The 19,564-nt window shown below is 61.6% G+C and carries 19 protein-coding genes, 1 pseudogene and 1 riboswitch; of the genes and pseudogenes, 12 read left to right on the top strand and 8 right to left on the bottom strand.

The features are described from left to right. Nucleotides 1–10: 10 nt before the first annotated feature. Nucleotides 11–1,135: an acetylornithine deacetylase gene (argE, locus tag FJ471_RS22140; protein ID WP_140806871.1), complete on the bottom strand. Its 1,125-nt coding sequence runs from the start codon at nt 1,133–1,135 to the stop codon at nt 11–13. A gap of 240 nt (nt 1,136–1,375) precedes the next feature. Between argE and FJ471_RS22135 the strand changes: the two genes are divergently transcribed. The 5 genes from FJ471_RS22135 to FJ471_RS22115 all read left to right on the top strand — a co-directional run bounded on the left by FJ471_RS22135 (nt 1,376) and on the right by FJ471_RS22115 (nt 6,830). Further along, nucleotides 1,376–2,278: a GNAT family N-acetyltransferase gene (locus FJ471_RS22135; protein ID WP_140806870.1), complete on the top strand. Its 903-nt coding sequence runs from the start codon at nt 1,376–1,378 to the stop codon at nt 2,276–2,278. A 783-nt stretch (nt 2,279–3,061) separates the two neighbouring features. Beyond that, nucleotides 3,062–3,967, top strand: a complete 906-nt coding sequence (locus FJ471_RS22130; protein ID WP_140806869.1) for an ABC transporter substrate-binding protein — start codon at nt 3,062–3,064, stop codon at nt 3,965–3,967. Between the two features lie 4 nt (nt 3,968–3,971). Beyond that, on the top strand, nt 3,972–4,883 hold the full coding sequence (locus FJ471_RS22125; RefSeq protein WP_210242047.1) for an amino acid ABC transporter permease: 912 nt from the start codon (nt 3,972–3,974) through the stop codon (nt 4,881–4,883). Nucleotides 4,884–4,887: 4 nt separating this feature from the next. Next, on the top strand, nt 4,888–5,667 hold the full coding sequence (locus FJ471_RS22120; protein WP_140806868.1) for an amino acid ABC transporter ATP-binding protein: 780 nt from the start codon (nt 4,888–4,890) through the stop codon (nt 5,665–5,667). 8 nt (nt 5,668–5,675) lie between these two features. Further along, a complete protein-coding gene (locus tag FJ471_RS22115; RefSeq protein WP_246684790.1) occupies nt 5,676–6,830 on the top strand; it encodes an amidohydrolase in 1,155 nt (384 codons plus the stop codon). A 23-nt stretch (nt 6,831–6,853) separates the two neighbouring features. Here the strand turns inward: FJ471_RS22115 and FJ471_RS22110 are convergent, their stop codons facing one another. Continuing rightward, nucleotides 6,854–7,732 carry a LysR substrate-binding domain-containing protein gene (locus FJ471_RS22110; protein ID WP_140806867.1) on the bottom strand — a complete coding sequence of 293 codons (879 nt, stop codon included), beginning with the start codon at nt 7,730–7,732 and terminating at the stop codon, nt 6,854–6,856. Nucleotides 7,733–7,848: 116 nt separating this feature from the next. Here FJ471_RS22110 and FJ471_RS22105 point away from each other — a divergent pair, with 116 nt between their 5' ends. The 7 genes from FJ471_RS22105 to FJ471_RS22075 all read left to right on the top strand — a co-directional run bounded on the left by FJ471_RS22105 (nt 7,849) and on the right by FJ471_RS22075 (nt 13,933). Beyond that, entirely contained in the window at nt 7,849–9,054 is a 1,206-nt protein-coding gene (locus FJ471_RS22105) for a PLP-dependent transferase (protein WP_140806882.1), read from the top strand. Beyond that, a complete protein-coding gene (locus FJ471_RS22100) occupies nt 9,047–10,444 on the top strand; it encodes an amidase (protein ID WP_181179642.1) in 1,398 nt (465 codons plus the stop codon). Before FJ471_RS22105 ends, FJ471_RS22100 begins: the two co-directional genes overlap by 8 nt. Before the next feature lie 108 nt (nt 10,445–10,552). Continuing rightward, on the top strand, nt 10,553–10,942 hold the full coding sequence (locus tag FJ471_RS22095) for a hypothetical protein (protein ID WP_140806865.1): 390 nt from the start codon (nt 10,553–10,555) through the stop codon (nt 10,940–10,942). Nucleotides 10,943–10,995: 53 nt separating this feature from the next. After that, the gene (locus tag FJ471_RS22090; protein ID WP_246684789.1) at nt 10,996–11,598 is read left to right on the top strand and encodes a copper chaperone PCu(A)C; all 603 of its coding nucleotides are present in this window, start codon (nt 10,996–10,998) and stop codon (nt 11,596–11,598) included. Continuing rightward, nucleotides 11,579–12,199 (top strand): SCO family protein, encoded by a 621-nt coding sequence (locus tag FJ471_RS22085; protein WP_140806863.1) that lies wholly within the window; start codon nt 11,579–11,581, stop codon nt 12,197–12,199. The genes FJ471_RS22090 and FJ471_RS22085 overlap by 20 nt, the downstream gene beginning before the upstream one ends. Beyond that, the gene (locus FJ471_RS22080) at nt 12,196–12,441 is read left to right on the top strand and encodes a hypothetical protein (RefSeq protein WP_140806862.1); all 246 of its coding nucleotides are present in this window, start codon (nt 12,196–12,198) and stop codon (nt 12,439–12,441) included. Before FJ471_RS22085 ends, FJ471_RS22080 begins: the two co-directional genes overlap by 4 nt. A 91-nt stretch (nt 12,442–12,532) precedes the next feature. Continuing rightward, a complete protein-coding gene (locus FJ471_RS22075; RefSeq protein WP_140806861.1) occupies nt 12,533–13,933 on the top strand; it encodes a PepSY domain-containing protein in 1,401 nt (466 codons plus the stop codon). Nucleotides 13,934–13,986: 53 nt separating this feature from the next. Here the strand turns inward: FJ471_RS22075 and FJ471_RS22070 are convergent, their stop codons facing one another. From FJ471_RS22070 to FJ471_RS22040, 6 genes and pseudogenes are all read right to left on the bottom strand, one after another. Continuing rightward, complete coding sequence (locus FJ471_RS22070; protein ID WP_140806860.1) at nt 13,987–15,045, bottom strand: HoxN/HupN/NixA family nickel/cobalt transporter; 1,059 nt, start codon at nt 15,043–15,045, stop codon at nt 13,987–13,989. Between the two features lie 89 nt (nt 15,046–15,134). Then, nucleotides 15,135–15,327: riboswitch (cobalamin riboswitch) on the bottom strand. Between the two features lie 78 nt (nt 15,328–15,405). Then, on the bottom strand, nt 15,406–16,299 hold the full coding sequence (copD, locus tag FJ471_RS22065; protein ID WP_140806859.1) for a copper homeostasis membrane protein CopD: 894 nt from the start codon (nt 16,297–16,299) through the stop codon (nt 15,406–15,408). An 82-nt stretch (nt 16,300–16,381) separates the two neighbouring features. After that, the gene (copC, locus tag FJ471_RS22060) at nt 16,382–16,750 is read right to left on the bottom strand and encodes a copper homeostasis periplasmic binding protein CopC (RefSeq protein WP_181179640.1); all 369 of its coding nucleotides are present in this window, start codon (nt 16,748–16,750) and stop codon (nt 16,382–16,384) included. Between the two features lie 618 nt (nt 16,751–17,368). Then, the gene (locus tag FJ471_RS22055) at nt 17,369–18,055 is read right to left on the bottom strand and encodes an ABC transporter permease subunit (protein ID WP_140806857.1); all 687 of its coding nucleotides are present in this window, start codon (nt 18,053–18,055) and stop codon (nt 17,369–17,371) included. A gap of 1 nt (nt 18,056) precedes the next feature. Beyond that, entirely contained in the window at nt 18,057–18,779 is a 723-nt protein-coding gene (locus FJ471_RS22050) for an ABC transporter permease subunit (protein ID WP_140806856.1), read from the bottom strand. 73 nt (nt 18,780–18,852) lie between these two features. Further along, nucleotides 18,853–19,557 (bottom strand): annotated as a pseudogene (locus FJ471_RS22040) (transporter substrate-binding domain-containing protein). Nucleotides 19,558–19,564: the final 7 nt, after the last annotated feature.

The following is a 19,564-nucleotide window of genomic DNA, read 5'->3' as shown; positions in this document are numbered from 1 at the left end:
CAGTTCCCTTTCAAGCCGCGCAGCGGGCGCCCAGCGCTTCGATCAATCGCTGGCAGGCGGCAAGTTCGCTGGCAAGGATGTATTCGTCCGGCTTGTGGGCGCGGTCGATGTCGCCGGGGCCGCAGATGATCGCATCGAGCCCGGCGGCCTGGTAAAGTCCGGCCTCCGTACCGTAGCTGACGGCGGCAAGCGGCACCTCGCCGGTCAAGGCGTGCAGCAGTCCAGCGAGTGGCGCGTCCGGCGGCAGCGACATCGCCGGATAGGCGCTCATCGGACTCCACTCGATGCGAAAGCCATCCGCCGCGAGAGCCTCTGCGCGTGCCCTCACAGGCGCCAGCAGGCTCGCCGGGTCGACGCCAGGTATGGCGCGTGCCTCCAGGTCCAGCGTGCAGGTGTCGGGGATGATGTTGACCTGATGTCCGCCCGCGACGACGCCAGCTTGCAGCGAGGAGTAGGATGGCTCGAAGGCAGGGTCGACTGGACCGTGCGTCAGCCGTTCGGCCTCGTTCACGGCCGCGCCCAGCACAGCGGCCATGGCATGGATGGCGTTGAGGCCGAGATCGGGTCTTGAGGAATGCCCCGCACGTCCCTTGATGGATACGCGGGCGGCTGCCTTGCCCTTGTGGCCGCGCACGGCGCGCATGCCGCTCGGCTCGCCGACGATGACGCCGAGCGGCTTGGCGCAAAGTTCGGGAAGGCGGGCGATCAAATGCGGCACGCCGCGACATCCCACTTCCTCGTCATAGGAGAAGGCGAGGTGGATGGGCCTGGCAAGGCGCAGTCCCGCAAGCCTGGGAGCGGCCGCGAGTGCTGCGGCAAGAAACCCCTTCATGTCCGTGGTGCCTCGTCCGTAGAGCCGTTCGCCCTCCTTGCGCAGCGCGAAAGGGCTCGAGCTCCATTGCGGCTCGCTGGCGGGAACAACGTCCATATGGCCGGACAGTATGTAGCCCGGGCCATCGGCAGGGCCGATCGTCGCGAAAAGATTGGAACGATCGCCTTCCGGCCCTGGAAGCACGGTGACCTGGATTCCCTGTTCCGCGAGATAGGCCTCGATCCAGCCGGCGACGTCGCCGTTCGGCCTGCCGGCGACCGATGGAAAGGCGACGAGACGATCGAGGATGTCGAAGACGTCCATTCCAGCCCTCAAAGCGTTTCGGATTGGCCGGGATCGGTGCCGTCGACCATATGCTGCCAGATTTCCAAAGAGGATGCCTGCGTTCTTTCGCGATTGCGTGCCGAAAGCTGAAATGTTTCAGTTGAATCTTGCGTTGCTGCGCGGCTTTCGAGCAAATCGTATCGGTCTGCTCGTTTAGCGTTGGCGGCAGAGGGTGGCCATCGGTGCGTGGCGCTCTGGTTGCGGAAATCTTGCAGGGGCATGGAATTGAAGCCGTCCGGAAGCTTGAAAATCGATACCTTCTCGATGCGGATTGGCGACATCGAAGACGTCGAACTGGACCGTTTGCACGCGCTCTCGCTCTCCGTGGGATGGCCGCATCGCGCCGAGGATTGGCAATTCGTGCGTGAATCGGGGCAGGGGTTGGTGGCGCTCGATGAGATCGGCCGGGTTCTCGGCTCGGCCATGTGGTTCGCGCATGGTACCGATTTCGCCACCGTGGGCATGGTCATCACCTCACCGCGACTCCAGACGCTGGGGGCGGCGCAATGGTTGATGAAGCGGGTCTTCGACAAGGTCGTCGGCCGCGACTTGCGCCTCAACGCAACGCGCGCGGCAAGGCGGCTCTATCTCTCGCTCGACTTCCAGCCGGAGAAGACCGTTTATCAATGCCAGGGCATCGTCCGTGCGCAGACGACAGTTGGGCAGGAAAATACCCGCGGCGAAGTCCGGAGTTTAGTCGAAAATGATATTCCCGCCGTGATCGCGCTCGACGCGGCAGGGTTTGGCGTGAGGCGGGCGGCGCTCATCGAGAAGCTTTTCGCACACTCGGCCGGCTATGGTCTTTTCAAGGGCGATAAGCTGAACGCATTCGCGCTCTGCCGGCCGTTCGGACGGGGCCATGTCGTGGGGCCGGTCGTGGCGGAAAGCGACGCCGACGCCGTGGCGATCGTCCGGCCGCACGTGGCCGACCATGCGGGGTCTTTCCTGCGTATCGACACCCACATGGACAATGGCGAGTTCGCTGCCTTTCTGTCGCACAGCGGAATGCCAGTTTTCGACACGGTGCTCACCATGTCGCTGGGCAAACACCTCTCCGATTTTGGCATCGACGGCGCAGTTGCACCGGTGACCTATGCCCTCGCCAGTCAAACTCTTGGGTAATTCAGTCTCCCCCGAACCGTGCACTTAGGGACTCGTGTCCAGCGAACGGCGAGCGCTACAGGGAGCCGCTCATCGCATAAACCGAGCCAAAGGCGAGCGATCACTGACGAGTTTGGAAAGTGCGGGCAGGAGCTAATGCACCAAGCCGGTTGATACCGCCGGATCAGGAAAACCGACTGGGGCCGTGCACCTCGAGTGCGAGCTTACGATTGGGCCTGAGCCGCGCGAATGGCATTGTGGCAGCGACACATGAATGGCCGCACCTACAGGTCGGATATATGGCCGCACGAATCAGGAACTGCAAAAGCCGAACGAACCCCTAGCCAACGGAGAGCCGTACGTCAGACGGTTCTACAATTGGCCATCGATTGGGGTTCCTGGAAGCCTTTCGAACTTTTTTGGTCGCGCCTCAGCCCCAACTGCGGGTGCTTTTGGACAACGCGGGACAGTAAATCCGGTTTCCCTATGATTGGGCGGCATCGGGTGCGGACGGCAGCTTTGCGTATCATGGTGATTGGTCACACCCCGAACGTCTACGGCCGGGAAGCAGACGTCTCCAATCCGAGGTCGACAGGCGCGGATACACCTTAGGCGGTCTCCTGACGGGATGCTCTGGTCAGGCTCGCATTGATGATTGGACAGTGCATCTATAACCTGCAGGAATAGACCTTCGAAATTATTCTATTGGACGGCATTTGCTTCAAAGCCCATTCTGCAGCTGCTGAAGGGCGGTCGTGCAAGTTCTCGAATCGCTCTCCGTCACAAAAAAAATGGGGAACGTTGATGTTTGACAAACGCGCCTGCTTGCAGGCGGTCGCAGTTTTGGCGGCCATGGCCGGTTCCGGCTTCACTGGAAATGCCTCAGCGCAAGATTTCGATACATCCGGGATCAAGGCAGATCCCGCACTTGCAGCGCGTCTTCCGGAAAAGATCAAGAAAGCCGGAGTGATCGTGATCGGCTCGGACACATCCTATGCGCCCTGGGAGTATCTGAGCGAGAAGGATGGGCAGACGCCCGAAGGCATCGATGTCGATATCGCAGACGCGCTGGCCGCGAAGCTCGGCGTCAAGATCGAGTTCCAGACCTCGGCTTTCGACGCGATCCTGCCGGCACTCGGCACCAAGTACGATCTCGGCGTCTCGGCCTTCACGGTCAGCAACGAACGTATGAAGGCGGTCAACTTCGTCAGCTACTCGGACACAGGCAGCTTGTGGGCCATCAAGGCCGGCGATCCGACGAAATTCGATCCGGCTGATTTCTGCGGACGAAAGATCGCAGTTCAGTCTGGAACCTGGCACGAGAAGATCGTGAACGAGGAGAACGAGGCCTGCACGAAAGCGGGCAAGCTCGCAGTCGAAGTATTGCCCTTCGGCACGCAGACCGAGGCCTTGACACGGGTAGCGGCCGGCGGCGCTGATGCGACGATCTCCGGCTCCTCTACCATAGGCTATGCAGCCAAGCAGTCGAACGGCCAGCTTGAGACTTTGAAAGCGCCCGGTGGGGCGTTGAGCGAGCACGGTCCGAACGGCATCGCGGTCGCGAAAAGCGACATGGAGCTGACCCAACTCGTCGCGGACACGATCAACGCACTCATCGCCGACGGCACCTACAAGGCGCTGTTCGACACCTGGGGCGTGGGTTCGGAGATCGTCGACAAAGCGGAAGTCAATCCGACCGTAAAGGACTAATGCGATGGCCGTCGCAACGGTGCAAGCTGCCTCCCAAGACATGCCTGCCTCGATAGCCGGAACGGTGGTGGCGCGGAACGTCGTGGTTCCGCGCCGCCACCCCGGTCGCTGGCTGGCGGTGCTGCTACTCGCGGTCATCGCTGTTCAGGCCGCGCATGCGGTGGCGATGAATCCGAACTTCCACTGGGATGTCTACGTCAAATATCTGTTCTGGCCGCAGGTGATCCGAGGCGTCGGCTGGACCCTTCTGATCACGGTGGTGGCGATGACGGTGGCGATCGTCGTCGCAGGGTTGCTGGTCATCATGCGCGACAGCGACAATCCGATCCTGCGCGGTCTCGCTTATGCCTGGGTGTGGTTCTTCCGCGGCACGCCCATCTACACGCAGCTGCTCTTCTGGGGCCTGTTCGCGGTACTTTTTCCACGCCTTTCCCTTTCGATCCCTTGCGGGCCGGAAATCGCGGGCATCGAGGCAAGATATCTGGTGACGCCCGCCATGGCTGCGATCCTCGGACTGGGCTTCAACGACTCCGCCTATCTGACCGAGATTTTCCGATCGGGCTTCGGTTCGATCGATCGCGGGCAGACCGAGGCAGCGCAGGCGATAGGAATGCGACCTGGCAGGATCTGGTGGCGGATCCTCATGCCACAGGCCATGCGGGTCATCATACCGCCCACGGGAAACGAGACCATCGGCATGCTGAAGATGACATCGCTAGTGCTCGCCGTGCCGTTCACGCTCGACCTGACTTTCGCAACCAACGCCATCGCCAACAGGCTCTATCTCCCTATCCCGCTGCTGATGGTTTCGGGTACCTGGTATCTCGCTATCACCAGCATCCTGATGGTTGGCCAGCACTATCTGGAGCGTCATTTCGGCAAGGGCGTTTCCGTTCATCCCGCAAGGGCGGAGTAGGACGATGGACGCGGCTATCGATACCAACTTCTGCGTTGAAATGCAGAACATCCATAAGTTCTATGGCCCGGTGCACGCGCTCAGGGGTGTCGACCTTCGCGTGCGGCGCGGCGAAGTCTGCGTCGCAATCGGGCCATCGGGCTCGGGCAAATCGACACTGCTGCGCTGCGTAAACCAGTTGGAGGGCATTTCGACCGGCAGGGTCTTCCTCAACGGGGAACTGCAGGGTTTCATCGAGCGTGATAGCCGGTTCCATCCGCTTGCCACGGGCACCGTCGCGGCGCAGAGACGGCGGACCGGCATGGTCTTCCAGCGTTTTAATCTGTTTCCGCACATGACGGCGCTGCAAAACATCATGGAGGGCCCGCTGCAGGTGAAGGGATGGACGCGGGAGCGCTCACGGGCGAAGGCGCTGGATCTTCTGCAGCGCGTCGGTCTGAAGGGTTTCGAGGGCCGCTATCCCAGCCAGCTCTCCGGCGGCCAGCAGCAGCGGGTCGCGATAGCTCGCGCTCTCGCCATGGAGCCGGAGGTCATGCTGTTCGACGAGCCCACATCGGCCCTCGATCCCGAGCTCGTCGGCGAAGTCCTCGACGTCATCAAGGACCTCGCCCGAAGCGGCATGACCATGGTGGTCGTAACCCACGAGATCGGCTTTGCCCGCGAAGCAGGCAATCACCTTGTCTTCATGGACGAGGGCATGATCGTGGAGGAAGGACCTCCGCGCGAGATCCTCGCCAATCCGACGAACCCTCGCACCAGAGCGTTCCTTTCCAAAGTCCTTTGAAAGCAGTCATGACCATGATCGATGCAAAACTCGTCGAGCGAGCGGCCGGGTGGCGCCGTCATCTTCACGCCCATCCGGAACTGTCCGGTCAAGAGGCTTCGACCGCCAGCTTTGTTTCCGAGCAGCTGTCAGCCCTTGGTATCGAGCATGAGACCGGCATCGGCAATCACGGCATCGTCGCCACGATCCGGCGTCCAGGCTCGAACCGGTCGGTCGGCCTGCGCGCGGACATGGACGCTTTGCCGATCAAGGAAGCCAACACTTTCCAGCATGCTTCTCGCAATCCCGGCGTCATGCATGCTTGCGGTCACGACGGCCATACGGCGGCGCTGCTTGGCACGGCCGCCGCACTGATGGACGACGACAGCTGGAACGGCACGATCAATCTCGTGTTCCAGCCCGCCGAGGAAAACGGCCAGGGCGCCAAGGCCATGATCGCGGATGGTCTCTTCCAGCGCTTCCCGATGGAAAGGCTTTTTGCATGGCACAACTGGCCAGACTTGCCGGCTGGCAAGGTGGCTGTCCACACCCGGCCATCGATGGCAGCCGGCGGTGACTGGCGGGTGGATTTGAAAGGGCTGGCCGGTCACGCGGCCATGCCGCACCTCACGCGCGATCCGATCAATGCCGCTGCGCACCTTATTGTGGCTCTTAACACTATAGTCTCGCGCAATGTCGATCCTCTGGAGACAGTCGCCCTGACCGTGTCGATGATCCAGGGCGGCACCGTCAGCAATCAGACGCCGGAGACGGCGACGATCATCGGCACGCTGCGAACATTCGATGCCGAGGTACGCAAGGCCATCATCGCGCGGATGTCGGAAGTCATCGAAGGAACCGCTGCCGCCTGGGGCGTGAAGGCCGACTACGAAATCAATTCCACGGGCCGCGTCATGGCCGATACACCGGCCGAAGCAGCACTTTCAGTGGCTGCGGCCGAGGCGGTCGGGCTGCCGGTGACACGCGACGTCCGTCCCGCGATGGGGGGCGACGATTTCGCTTTCCTGGTCGAGGGCAAGTCCGGAGCCTATGTGCTGATTGGCAATGGCCCGGCAGCCGGGGACGGCAAACTGCACAACGAGCGCTACGAATTCAACGACGAGATCCTTGGGCCAGCCATATCGTGGCTGACCCAAGTGGCCAAATTGGCGCTGCGCGAATGATCGCAGCCATCACACAAAGCGATCTATCCAGCCGCCCGCTTCAGCTCGCGAATGAACTCCTCAAGGATGCGCGACGGAAGCCGGTTGGGCGGCGTGATCAACAGCGTACGGAAATGCAGCGCCGGCTCGAAGGGCCGCAGCGTCAGTCCGTGGCCGACGTAAGGTTCGGCCGTGAGAGGGTTCACCAGACCAAGGCCGATGCCCGCCGCCACCATGGAGCAGATCGTCGTCGAGTAGGGCGTTTCTATTACTGTGCGGATAGTCACGCCGGCCGCCTCGAAGGCTTGCTCAGCCTCACGGCGTGTCGTGTCTTCGGGGGCAAGCGCGATAAAGGGCTGATCCACGAGGTCGGCGGGACGGATCACTTTGCGCACCTCGAGCGGGTGGCCTTCCGGCAAAGCGATCGCGACGCGGAAGCGGGCGAACTCCTGTACCTGGACTCCTGTCCGATCGATCTCGTCGGCGACCACCCCAAGGTCGAACTGACCGGAGGCGACGAGGTCGCGCACCACCGACGACATGCGCGCCTGAAAGGTAACGGCGATGTTGGGATTGCGGTCCATGAACGCACGCAGCGCGCGGGGAAGCACATTGGTGGAAAGCGCCGAAAGGCAGGCGATGCGCAGTTCCCCCGAACCATAGTCGCGGATGCGTGCGGCGGCGCCTCGCAGATGGGTGAGGCCCAGAAAGGCCTGCTCGACCTCGCGGAAGAAGAGCTGTCCTTCGGGAGTGGGCTGCAGCCTGCCTTTGATCCGATGAAAAAGATCGAAGTCGAGCGAACGCTCAAGTTCCTGGATCATCTTGCTGACCGCAGGCTGAGAAACGTGCAGCACCTCCGCCGCCTTGGCGGTCGTGCCACTGGTCATGACGACCCGAAATACCTCGATCTGCCTCAAGTTCACGATCAGGCCTGCCTTCCATCCATAACTATAGCGAATAACCATAGCCCGCGGTTGCACGAGAAGGAATTGAGCCTCCTCGCCAAGCGACACCTTTCCCGAGGGAAGACCGAGACATGATGAACGACCTGACGCAGTGTGTTTTGAACCCGACGGTCGCCACGGAAGGCTTCGATCCTTTGGCCGTGGGCGTTCATCGTGCCTCGACGATCGTTTTCGAGGATGCCGCCGCCTATGCGTCTCGGGGCGAGCGCGGACATCAGGGTTATTCCTACGGTCTTTACGGCACGCCGACGACGCGCACGCTGGAGGCAAAGCTGTCCGGCCTTGAATCCGGTGCCTGGACCTTCCTTGCGCCGTCCGGCCAGGCCGCGAATGCGTTGGCGGTGCTTCCGTTCGTCAACGCGGGCGACCACGTCCTGATCGTGGATACTGCCTATCCTCCGATGCGGGACCTTGCGGAAACAGATCTGCGGCGCCTCGGTGTCGAAGTCGATTTCTTCGACCCGCTCTCGCCGGATGATGTCGCGCGAAAGATGCGCGACAAGACGCGAATCGTCTGGTGCGAAAGTCCCGGTTCGACGACGATGGAGGTGCTCGACCTGCCAAGGATCGCGGCGATCGCGCATAAAGACGGCGCGCTTGTCGGCGTCGACAACACATGGGCGACGCCGCTGAACTTCAAGCCGCTGCTCCATGGCGCCGATATTGTCACGGAGGCGCTGACGAAATTCGTCTCTGGCCATTCCGATGTGCTCATGGGCTCCATTACCGTGAAGCATGACACGTTGATCCAACCCGTGCGCTCGCTGGTCGGTCGCATGGGCATCGGTGTCTCGCCTGACGACGCCTCCCTGGTACTTCGCGGCTTCGAGACGCTTGGTGTGCGCTTGCGCCATTCCGAGAAAGTGGCGCTCGACTTCGCCCGCAGGATTGCCGGACATTCGCTGGTCGATCGGGTGCTTCATCCCGCTTTGGAAAGCTATCCTGGCCATCCTATCTGGAAGCGTGATTTCCTGGGCTCCAGCGGCGTCTTCAGCGTTAGTTTCACTCAAGGTGCTTCCGCGCATGTCGGTGCGGCTCTCGATGCTATGCAGCTGTTTGCAATCGGGGCGTCATGGGGCGGAACCCGCAGCCTGGCGGCTCCGATGTCGGTCGACCGTTTCCGCAGCGCGACACGGTGGCATGGAGCCGATGTTATCCTGCGGCTCAGCGTCGGGCTGGAGGACGAGGCGGAACTTTGGGCTGATATCGACCGGTTTTTCAATCGTCTCGACATGCTCGTGGCGGCCGACCATCCCATGCAAGCGGCCAGCCATGGGTGATATTGGCCTGCTGAGCCTTGCTGACCTCTCCCGGCTGATCCGGGCGAAGGCGTTGTCCCCAGTCGAATTGACGAGGCGATATCTGGAGCGGATTGCGAGGCTCGACCGGAGCCTTCACAGCTTCAATTGTGTGCGTGAGCAGCGAGCGCTACAGGATGCCGCGGAAGCGGAAAGCAGCATCCTTGGTGGAGAATGGCTTGGCCCTCTTCACGGCATCCCGATCGGCATAAAAGACCTGATCGACGTCGCGGGTCTGCCGACGACGGCGCAGGCCGAACACCGGCGCAACTGCATTGCCGCGCAAGATGCCGGTGTCGTCGACGCTTTGAAGGGCGCCGGCGCAATCATTCTCGGAAAGCAGGCGACAGCCGAATACGCGGTCAGCGGAACGCAGTTCGACCTTGGATGGCCACCGGTGCGCAATCCCTGGAGCCTTGATCTCGATCCATCATCCTCATCCAGCGGCTCGGCCGTCGCTGCAGCCGCCGGCCTGTGCGCGGGCTCGATCGGCACCGAAACGGCGGGGTCCATTCGCGACCCTGCCGCCTGGTGCGGCGTCGCGGGACTGAAGCCCACGAACGGACTCGTCAGCACACGCGGCGTGCTGCCTCTCTCGCCGTCGATGGATTGCGTAGGTCCCATCGCTTGGACGGTCGAGGATTGCGCCTTGATGATCTCGCAGATGGTATCGTCAGACCCGCAGGACACCGAGATCAAAGGCTTCAGGAGGCCGGACATCTCGACCCTTTCCGACGGAATCCGCAGACTGCGAATAGGGGTCGTCAGGCATTTCTACGAGGACGCCACCGACATCGACGATGACGTTCTCGATGCGATGGAAGGCTCCCTCATCACATTCGAAAAGCTGGGTGCCCGGCTATCCACGGTCCGGCTGGCTGAGTTCGATGCGTATTCCGCAGTCGCACGCAACATTTCTTGGCCGGAAGAATATGCCGAGCACCGCGAGGAACTGGACGCCTACCCCGACAGGTTCCATCCGGTGAGCCGCTCGCGGCTGCAGGACGGCAGCGATGTCATGGCCGCGGATTACATCCGGGCGCGGCGGCGGCAGGTTTGTCTGACGGCCGAACTGGGTGAGATCATGCGGGACGTGGATGTCCTGGTATTGCCGACGAACAAGAAACCAGCTCAGACACTGGGCTACGAAAACACGCCGCTCGGGAAAGCGGAACTATCCTTGACGCGGCCATTCAACCTCACCGGAGGTCCGGCTCTTGCCCTGTGCAACGGCTTTACCGCGGCCGGACTGCCGACATCGATCCAGATCATCGGCAGGCATTTCGAGGACGACACGGTCTTGAGAGTCGGACACGCGTTGGAAACGGCGCTCGGGCTGCGAACAAGTCGTCCCGTCATGGCGGCGCTTTGAGGAGCGGTGGTATCGCGGTCGAGCCTCCGCATCCAAATCGTCGCGGATCGGAAAATCGTCTTCTCCTTACCGATGAGGGGTGTTAGCAAGCGTGAACTGGAGGGGTCTGTGGTCAAACGCACCGCGACATTGCGTCTGGTGGCGGCATTGGCCCTTGCGCTGGTGCTTGTCAGCCAATCCGTCGTCGGCGCCTTCGCGCTCGGCGCGGCTGGTGCTGGTGCGCAACTGGATTCCTTCGGCAATCCTCTCTGCCTCAACGGGCCGGACCACGACAATTCCAGCGGCTCCGGTTCGCCAGACCACTCCAAGGTACCGTCCTGCTGTACCTTCGCCTGCTCCATGTTCTGGCCCGGCATTGCGGCTCCCGCCAATGTCGGTCAGATCGAGACAGGGCCTTCCATCACCTTGCGCCTGGCGTTCGCCCATCATGCGGCGATCGACCTGCACGAGCAGGGCTATCGACCTGGAAATCCACGTGCTCCCCCGCTGACGAGCTGATCGAACAAGGCCGCCTGCCGAAACGCAGGAGGCGTTCCATCCAATCGTCAAAAATGCGCGGCCCGCTGCCTGAAAACGGCATGGCCGTCATCGGGAGTCTTCCAATGCAAGGAAGTCAACGCGCTTTCACGCGAGCGTCGACGTTCGTCCATCTGCTGAGCCGGTTCCGTTCTTTCGAGGAAAGACTTGGTCTTGCCGTCTTCACCCTGGCTCTGCTTTTCGCCATGACCCATCCGTTGTGGGCGCATGAGTTCAAGGCCGGCGACATCGAGATCGTCCATCCCTGGTCACAGGCCACGCCCGAAGGCGCCAAGGTCGCGGCCGGCTACCTGACGCTCAAGAACCACGGCAATTCGACCGACCGGCTGGTCTCGGCCACCGGGGACGTCGCGGGCATGACCCAGGTCCACGAAATGTCTGTCGACGCCAATGGGATCATGACCATGAAGCAGGTTGCCGACGGGCTAGAAATCCCCGCCGGCGGCGAGGTCACGCTCAAGCCGGGCTCATTCCACATCATGTTCATGGACCTGAAGCAGCCCGTTAAAGAGGGCCAGCCCTTCAAGGGCACGCTGACCTTCGAGAAAGCGGGCACGGTCGAGATTGAATATTCGGTCGAGGCAATGGGAGGTGGCCATGACGACCACGGCGGCTAACGCTCGACAAGCGAGGCAGTTGGGCTCGATCATCGCGCTCGCGTGCCTTGCGCTCGTGCTGCTTGGAATTATCGGCATGGTTGTCTTTCCGAAGCTGGTGCAGAGGAACGTCTCGCCGGTCGGCGGTCCGTTCACGCTGACCACGCAGACCGGTGCGAGGCTTTCCGACACGGATTTGCGCGGCAAGCCTTTCGCTATCGTCTTTGGTTTCACGCGTTGCCCGGAAGTGTGCCCTACCACGCTGTGGGAGACGACAGAGGCACTGAAGATGCTCGGTTCTGACGCAGCCAAGCTTCGGGTGCTGTTCGTTTCCGTCGATCCAACGCGCGATACGCCAGAGTTCATGGCGCGTTACCTGCAGTCGTTCGACAAGCACATCACCGGGCTCACCGGCACCGAGACCGAGATAACCTCCATCGGCAGGGAATACCGCATTTACTACAAGAAGGTGCCGACCGACGACGGCGATTACACCATGGACCACACCGCCACGATGTTCCTGATGGACGCCGATGGGCAGTTCGAGGGCACGATCGCTTATGGCGAGGAGATGGCGACGCGGGTGCAGAAGCTGCGCCGGCTGATTGGAGCCGCGACATGACGCCCGAGCCCCTGGCGAATTCCAATCCGTGGATACAGGCAGGGCTGACCTTCCTGACGGGAGCGCTGTCCGGCGTCGCGGTGTTCGCCTCCGTTTCGATCCGGTCTCCGGAAAGCGCCGCATGGCTGTTCGACTTCGGCAGCGACGGACTGGGCGTGTTTGATGCGATCGCTGTCGCATGGCTGTTCGGCCAGGCAGCCATCCTCGTGCACCACGTGCTGCCCGGCATAGCCCACGACTGAACAAATGCGGCCGCGCCCCGAGCTCGGCCGCCTCCTTCATCAACTGAAAACAACGACGGTCCATCGGGCCGCCATACTGGAGAGATTGCTCATGTCCACCGCAACGCTCGCGGCGCAGCCGGACGCACTTGTCAGCACCCGGCTTTATCGCGCCATCTGGCGCTGGCATTTTTATGCTGGCCTCTACGTCATCACGTTCCTGCTCGTACTCGCCTGCACCGGGTTGATCATGGTCTACGGCAACTCGGTCGAGACCTTCCTCGGTGCCAAGCACTATGTGGCGTCGGATGGAGAACGCGCTTCCTACGAAGCGCAGTCGCAGGCCGCCATCGCGGCGATCCCCGGAGGGTCCTTGAAGCTCATGGTGGTGCCGAAAGCGGATGACCGCGCCACCGTCTTCATCGTCAACGGCAATGGCAAGGACAATGTCGTGGCGGTCGATCCGTATGGCCCAAAGGCGCTCGACGCCATCGTCAAGGACGACACATGGTTCTATTGGGCGGATCACATACACGGCACGCTGCTGTTGGGCGATGTCGGCGACCGGCTGATCGAGATCGCCGCCGGCCTCGGCATCGTGCTGATCCTGACCGGCCTCTACATGTGGTGGCCGCGCAATGGCCGCTCGCTCGGCCGCGCCCTGGTGCCTAACCTCAGGCTGGGCGGACGGGCTTTCTGGAAGGACCTGCACGTCTCGCTTGGTTTCTATATCTCGGTCGTTCTGTTCTTCTTCCTGCTTTCGGGACTATCCTGGACCGGCATCTGGGGCACCAAGATCGTCCAGGCCTGGAGCACGTTCCCGGCGGCGAAGTGGGACAATGTTCCGCTCTCCGACAAGACCCATGCCTCGATGAATCACGGTGCACTTAAGGAAGTGCCATGGACGCTCGAGCAGACCCCGATGCCGAAGTCGGGATCGCAGGCGGGGGCCGCCGGTCTGCAGATGGGCTCCGTCAATCTCGACACGGTAGCCTCCTACGCCCGCGCCAACGGCTTCACCGAGCAGTTCCGCATCAACGCTCCTCAGGACGATGGCGGAGTCTACACGATATCGGCCGATTCCATGGATGCCGATACGCATGATCCCTTCGGCGATCGCACCGTCCATATCGACCGATATACGGGCAAGATCCTGGCCGATGTACGCTTCGCCGACTACGGCCTCGCCGGCAAGGCGATGGCGGTGGGCATCGCTCTGCATCAGGCCAATCTCGGCTGGTGGAATACGGCGCTCAACTTGATCTTCTGCCTCTCGGTCATCGCCATGGCGCTTTCGGGCGTCGCCATGTGGTGGAAGCGTAGGCCCGCCAGGCGCCTCGGCGCGCCGCTCTATCCCAAAAACTACAGGGCGCCGGTCGCGATCGTCGTGATCGCACTTACGGTCTCGGTTATTTTCCCGCTGACCGGCATCGCGATCGTCGCCTTCGCCATCGTCGATTTCCTGCTGCCCAAGCGGTTCAAGGAAGCAGGCCTACAGCCGGCGGGGATCTGATCCTGCCGGTAACGACGGACGGCTGGCCCGACTTGGGCCAGCCGTGACTGCAATCATTCTCTTGCAGCAATCTCGATGTCGTCCAGGCCCTTGGCTTTGTAAACGACATAGGAGATCGCCCATGCGGCGATGAAGACGCCGATGATGGCGAAACCCAGATTGTTGAAGTTGTCGTTGAGGGTGCCGACGCCGTCCCAGAAGCCGCCCGTCAGGCCAAGCTTGTCGCTGATCAGGCCGAGCGCTTCGATACCGCCGATCAGCACGGCGACAATGACCGACACCAATGTAATCGTCATGTTGTAGTAGAGCTTGCGGATCGGCTTGACGAAGGCCCAGTCGTAGGCGCCCAGCATCATGACACCGTCGGTCGTGTCGATCAGGGACATGCCGGCCGCAAATAGAACCGGAAACACCAGGATCGCCTCGAAAGGCACACCCTTGGCCGCCTGCGCGGCAGATACGCCAAACATCGCGACCTCGGTGGCGGTGTCGAAGCCCAACCCGAAGAGGAAGCCGAGCGGAAACATGTGCCAGCTCTGCGTCACCAGCCTGAACATCGGCCGGAAGATGCGGGCGAGGAAACCACGATTGTTGAGGAGCAAGTCAAGATCCTCCTCGACATAGGCGCCGCCGGCACGAACGCGCCGATAGCTTCTGTAGATCGAGAAGAAGATGACGATGTTCATTGCCGCGATGGCGAGCAGGAACAGCGCGGAAATGCTGGTGCTGATCGTGCCACCTATGTCCTGGAAACTCTGAAAGCTGCCAAGGAGGGAGGCCGCACCGGCGACTGCTGCGGCCACCACGATAACGATCGTAGAATGCCCGAGCGCGAAGAAGAAGCCGACCGATACAGGACGTTGGCCGTTCTGCATCAGCTTGCGGGTGACATTGTCGATCGCGGCGATGTGGTCGGCATCGACGGCATGGCGGAGGCCGAGCCCGTAAATGACGAGCGCGACGCCGAGCAGCGCCGGCTTGTCGTGGAAGGCGATGAAGGCCCATATCCAGGCGCCGACATTGAGGACGGCCAGGACACTGTAGATGGTTATGAGCCTGGCCTTCAGGTCAGGCGAACTTTCATTGAACAGTTTCGAGAGTGCGGTCAGCATGGTTTCTGCCTTTGACGTTACCTGTCATTGCAGGAACTCGCCGGCCTGTCGGGCCGGTTCGCGCACCGGGGTCACCCCGCCCGGTGTTCTGCTTTGACGTCCATGATGGCAGGTCTCCTGGCTCGCGGCTCGCCGCCGTTTTCGCCTTCCCGGCCCATGCAGCCAGTGGCATTTTGAAAACGGCTCACCGCTTACAGTTGCGGGGGCAGCCACGGATTCGGAAGGATCGTCCTCACCGTGTTCCCTTTTGATCCCGAAGGAACCATCCAGGCGAATTCGCCATAGTGAATTGTGCCGGTCAATTGGCAACTCCAATCACAAGAGGCGGATCACGTCATCGTGACGAACTTGCCGAAGAGATCAGTCCGAACCGCTGGGATCGAGCATGCCAAAGATCGACACCAGGAGGATGACGGTAAGCCCGAGGCCAATTTCGATCAATGTGCCTGTTCGTATCGCTGTGATGGCAGATGCACGGTTGCGGCCGATGCGCGGCACGAACCAGTAGCGGTTAAGGATCGCCAATGCCGTCATGACGAGCACGACAGCGATCTTTGCGGTCAACAGCATCTGGTAGGTCGAACGCCAGCCCAATGGCGGCCAGCCGAGAATGAAAAGGCCGTTGCCGATGCCGGTGAGGATCGCCAGCGCAACCACCCAGTGGCCGACCGTCGAAAATCGGCGAAGTGCGGCGGTCGCGTCCCTCTGAATCGGAGCCTGGCCGAGTCTGGCAAGCACCAGGAGCAACGGCAGCAGCGCTCCGAACCACGCCCCTGCGCAGAGGACGTGCAGCACATCGTTCAGGGGGTGCAGGATGCCTTGCCAGCCATCCTGCATAACGGCATGGCCGCCGAGTGCCAGCGTGGCCAGCGCCAGGCCTGACGTCGCCGCCGTCACCTTGGTCGCGAGGCGGGGCGAAACGCATTGCGCGATCGCCAGCACACTGGCGCCGAACAACTGCCCCAGCCATGCTTTGCCGACGCTGGTCGATGCAATGATATCGCCCAGCACCTGGGTGTTGACGCCATCCGCCCAGCCGTCGCCGATTATCGCGGCCTGCAACGGAAGTGCTACGCATGCGGTGAGCAGCGTCAGGCTGACCGCTGCAAGGCGAAAGATTGTCAGCCTGTCCGTGATCGGCTTCGCCACGGATCGCGGCACGAGCAGCGCAAGATAGGCGAAGGAGCCCCACAGTGCCATCAACGAGGCGTCGTGCAAGAAGCGGCATGCCGCAAGCAGCACATCCGGGCTCATGGGACAGTCCTGCAGCGCGAGGAGGGGGCGTCAATCATGGGAGAGGCAGGCGGAAGTGCCGAAGCACCTCCGCCATTCGCGCTCAAGGCTTTACGGTGAACTTGTAGTCGCCGTGGGTCTTGTGGCCATCCTGCGAAAGGGCGTGCCATTCGACCTTGTAGGCGCCCGCGCCCAGACCGGCGGGCAGATTGACCATGAAAGTCTTGTCGCCGTCCATGAGCATGTCGCCATCCGTCTTGATTTCCTTCTTGTCCGGCCCGGTGACCTTCACGCCGGTAAACTTCAGATTGAGTTCTTCGCTGAATTTGAGGTCGAGTTCGGTCGGGGCATCTTTCACCGTGCCGTTGATTGGCGGTTGCGCCGCCTGGAGATGGGCATGAGCATGAGCGACACCTGAAAGCGTGACGGAGGAGATAGCCGCAAAGGCGGCGGAGAGGATGATCTTGCGCATTATTCTGATTCCCTATGTTCAGGCGGTCGTGGCTCAGCCCGAACCGACCTTTGAATTGGATTGTATGATTTGCCCGGCCAAAGCCGAAGCAGGCTTCGCAAGGTGATCGCATCCGGACAGGCAGCAGTCGCAATCATAGCCGCCCTCATGCGACGAGCGGTGGGCCGCGCCACCGGCATCGCTCGTGCACAGGACGTTGCCGAACACGTCGTGAGGTCCGGCTGCGGCCTGCGCCCCCATCCAGGCACCGCCCAACAGCGCCTGGAAGGTAAGTATCAGGGCAGCGGCGATCGCCGCGGAAGATGGCCATCGTTTGCAGGGCATCGTGGTCCGGCTAGCCCCTGTGAAAAGCCAGGCGGTGGCTGCGCCAACGCCGGCAAAATCAACCTCGCTCGTCCAAACTCGCCACGGTGACGTTGATTGCCCGATACCATGGATGCTGTTGGCTCGACCACGCTTCGATCGTGAAGAAGCCGCGCAGGTCCTTCACGTTCTTGTCATCGCGGACGACTTCCAAGCCGACCGCAGCGGTCTGTCCTGAAACTGAAGTGGGAGCGCGTAAGCCCTCGCCAAACAAGGCACCGCGAAGGCACTGGCGATCCAGGATCGAGGAGCCAATCAATAGCGCCGAGCAAGCCGCCTCTCGAAGAATCCGAAGCCGGTCGTCACGAGTACCGCCAGCAGAAAATACCCCAGCGCTGCGGCAAATAGAGGCTCATAAACCCTGAAAGTCTGGGCACGAACGAGGTTCGCGGCTCCCATCAATTCGAAGACGGTGATCGTCGAGGCCAGCGCGGTGCCCTTCAACAGCAGGATATTCTGGCCGCCGATCGCCGGCAGCGCCAATCTGAAAGCCTGAGGGAGCAGCACGGAAATCATGATCCGTGTTTTCGACAGGCCAAGCGACTGGCCGGCCTCGCGCTGTCCCTCCGGGATTGACCGTATCGCGCCTTTCCAAATTTCGCTGCAGTAAGCCGCCGTGTTCAGGGACAGCACGAAAAACGCATAGCAGGAGGCACCTCGCAAAAGGGGCCACATCACGCTGTATCGTATGGCAGGGATTCCGGAGAGAATCTGGCCAACGCCGTAGTAGCAGAGGTAAAGCTGGACCAGCAGCGGAGTGCCCCGAAATGCCAGGGCGAAGGCATCCGCTGGATAGCGCACCCATCGACTGCTGGACAGACGAGCCAGGGCGATCGGGATCGCAAGCAGATTGCCGATCACCGCGCAGCCGGCAAACAGAACGATGGTTGTCTGAATGCCTGTCAGGAGTTGGCTGGCGAGATATCCCTCGAACTCTGTCACGCTATTTTCGCCTTCCTGGATTGGCGGTGGCGGCTTCCAAGCTCTGAAAAAGCAACGCCGATACGCCGGACATTACGAGGAAGACGAAGGCGATCGCGCAATAGAAGACGAAGTAATCGTGCGTTGCGCCGGCAGCCATTTTGCCCGCCAGGACAAGCTCCGTGAACCCGATGAGGCTGACCAGCGAGCTTTCCTTGAGAACGACAAGCCATAAATTGCCGAGGCCTGGAAGCGCCAGGGGGACCATCTGCGGTAATGTCACCAGGAAAAATGTCTGGCGGCGTGTCAGGCCAAGTGCATGGGCCGCCTCGATCTGTCCTTTCGGGATAGCGACGATCGCACCACGCAGGACCTCGGTGCTGTAGCCCCCCTGCACGACGCCTAGCGACAGCGTCGCGGCGACAAATCCGTTGAGCTGAAATTGCGAAGTTAATCCCGTAAAGCTCACGACCCAACGCAGCGCGTCGGTCGCGCTATAGTAGATGAGAAAAATTATGAGGATGTCAGGGACGGACCGGATGATCGTCGTATATGCACCAGCCGTTGCGCCAGCCAAGCGGTTCTTTGAGATCTTGGCCACGGCGCCGACGAGGCCGAGCACCATGCCGACCAGATAGGCGCTCATCGCGATTCCAAGGCTCAGGCAGGCTCCGAACAGCAATTCGTCGCCCCAGCCCTGGTCTCCGAAGCTGAGCAGGGTCAGCCAAGATGCTGTCGGGTTCATAGCGCGAACTCCAGTTCAATATCGATGGTGCCGGCCGTGATGGAAGGGCCGGCACCAGGCATGAACCGGACGATCAATCGCCGTAGATATCGAAGTCGAAATACCGCTTGGTGATCGTGTCGTACTCGCCACTGGCCTTTACAGCTTTGAGCGCGGCGTTGAGGCGGTCCCTGAGAGCAGTATCTTCCTTGCGCACGCCACCGCCGTCGGATTAGTCAAACATCTTTTCGTGCGGCAGCGTCACCTTGATTTCATAGGCCTGGCCCTCCGGCTTCTTCAGGAAATCCTGGATCTGGATTCCCGCTGCTGCCATCAGATCCACGCGCCCGGCCTGGATGTCGGCGATTTCATCGTCGAGTGTCGGATAGACCTTCACTTCGGCTATACCGTTGAACTTGTCCTGCATGTAGGTCGCCTGCAGGCTCGCACTTTGCGCCGCGACGGCGACACCCTTGAACGTGTCCGGCTTGGTCACATCGAACTGCCGCTTGTCGGCTTTGGCGCCGACAAGGACGTTGGGCGAATAATAGTACTTGTCGGTGAAATCGATCACCTCCTTGCGCTTGTCCGTGATCGACATGGAACTCCAGATCACGTCGAACTTCTTGGCCAGCAGGGCGGGGATGATGCCATCCCAGGCGATGTCGACGATCTCGCACTTCGCCTTCATCTCAGTGCAGACGGCATTCATCAAGTCGATCTCCCAGCCCTGCCATTTACCGCTGGCATCCTTGACCGAGAATGGTGCGTACGGTTCGGCGGCAACCCCGAAACGGATGACGTCG

The organism is Mesorhizobium sp. B2-7-1, assembly GCF_006440735.1.
In the GTDB taxonomy this organism is placed as follows: domain Bacteria; phylum Pseudomonadota; class Alphaproteobacteria; order Rhizobiales; family Rhizobiaceae; genus Mesorhizobium.
This window is presented reverse-complemented; position numbering and strand designations above follow the sequence as displayed.